Source organism: Phenylobacterium sp., from assembly GCF_036723115.1.
Lineage (GTDB): Bacteria > Pseudomonadota > Alphaproteobacteria > Caulobacterales > Caulobacteraceae > Phenylobacterium.
The window spans coordinates 1-1,584 of record NZ_DAIMHV010000262.1 but is presented as its reverse complement, the minus strand read 5'-3'; the positions used below and the strand labels follow the sequence as shown (position 1 = coordinate 1,584).

Here is a 1,584-nt window from a genome sequence, read left to right as displayed (position 1 = left end):
TCTAGGCTTCCGGCGGCAGGCCGCGCTCCAGCTCGGCCAGCCACAGGGCGGCCGATCCGTCCGAAGGGGCGCGCCAGTCGCCGCGGGGGGAGAGATTGCCCCCGGACACCACCTTGGGCCCGTTGGGCATGGCCGAGCGCTTGAACTGGCTGAAGCCGAAGAAGCGGTTGAGGAAGACCCCCATCCAGCGGCGGATGGCCGCCAGGTCATAGGTGTTGCGCGCCTCCGGCGGGAAGTGCGGCGGCCAGGCGCCGACCTCGGCGTCGCGCCAGGCGTGCCAGGCCAGGAAGGCCACCTTGGAGGGCCGCAGGCCAAAGCGCGTCAGGTAATAGAGATGGAAGTCCTGCAGCTCATAGGGCCCGACGATGGCCTGGGTGGACTGGATCGCGCCGTCGGCGCCGGCCGGCACCAGTTCGGGCGAGATTTCGGTGTCGAGCACCGAGACCAGGGTCTGGCTGGTGGCCGCATCGAACTGGCCGGTCTTGGCCGCCCAGCGGATCAGGTGCTGGATCAGCGTCTTGGCCACCGAGCCGTTGACATTGTAGTGGCTCATCTGGTCGCCGACGCCATAGGTGCACCAGCCGAGCGCCAGCTCCGACAGGTCGCCTGTGCCGAGCACGATGGCTCCGCGCTGGTTGGCCGCCCGGAACAGATAGTCGGTGCGAAGCCCCGCCTGGACGTTCTCGAACGTCACGTCATAGACCGGTTCCCCGCCGGCGAAGGGATGGCCCAGATCGGCCAGCATCTGGCGGGCGGCCGGGGTGATGTCGATCTCTTCGGCGCTCGTCCCAATGGCCTTCATCAGGGCCCAGGCGTTGGAGCGGGTGGAGTCCGAAGTGGCGAAGCCCGGCAGGGTGAAGGCCAGGATGTTCTCCCGCGGCAGGCCCATCTGGTCACAGGCCTTGGCCGCCACGATCAGGGCGTGGGTGGAATCCAGCCCCCCTGAGACGCCGATGACGATCTTTTCCGTGCGGCTCGACCTCAGCCGCTGGACCAGCCCCTCCACCTGGATGTTGAAGGCCTCATAGCAGTCCTGGTCCAGGCGGGCCGGATCGTCAGGCACGAAGGGGAACCGGTCGATCCGCCGCATCAGCCCCCGGTCGGCGAAGGCCGGCGCATGGGTGAAGCCCACCGTGCGGAACCGCTGCTCGGGATGGCCGGCGGCCGCGCAGGCGTCGTTGAAGGTGGGCGTGCGCAGCCGCTCCAGCCGCAGGCGCTCCACATCCACATCGGCCAGGGTCAGCGAGCCGGCGGTCGGGAACCGCTCAGCCTGGGCCAGCAGGCTCCCCAGCTCATAGATGTCCCCCTGGCCGTCCCAGGCCAGGTCCGTGGTGCTCTCGCCCGGCCCCGCGGCCGAATAGAGATAGGCGGCCTGGCAGCGCATGGACTGCGAGGCCGACAGCACCGCCCGGTCGGCGGCCTTGCCCACCACCACGTTGGAGGCCGAAAGATTGGCCAGGATCAGGGCCCCGGCCAGGGCGGCGGTGGTGGAGGGCGGGGTGGGCGCCCAGAAGTCCTCGCAGACCTCCAGGTGGAAGACGAAGTCGGCCAGGTCCTCGGCGGCGAAGATCAGATCGGTCCCGA

At 69.7% G+C, this 1,584-nt stretch carries 1 protein-coding gene; it reads right to left on the bottom strand.

Annotation, left to right across the window (positions count from 1 at the left end; translation table 11 throughout):
- Position 1: 1 nt before the first annotated feature.
- On the bottom strand, positions 2-1,584 hold a 1,583-nt coding region (locus tag V7D28_RS15285), incomplete at its 5' end, for an NAD(+) synthase (protein WP_333588237.1).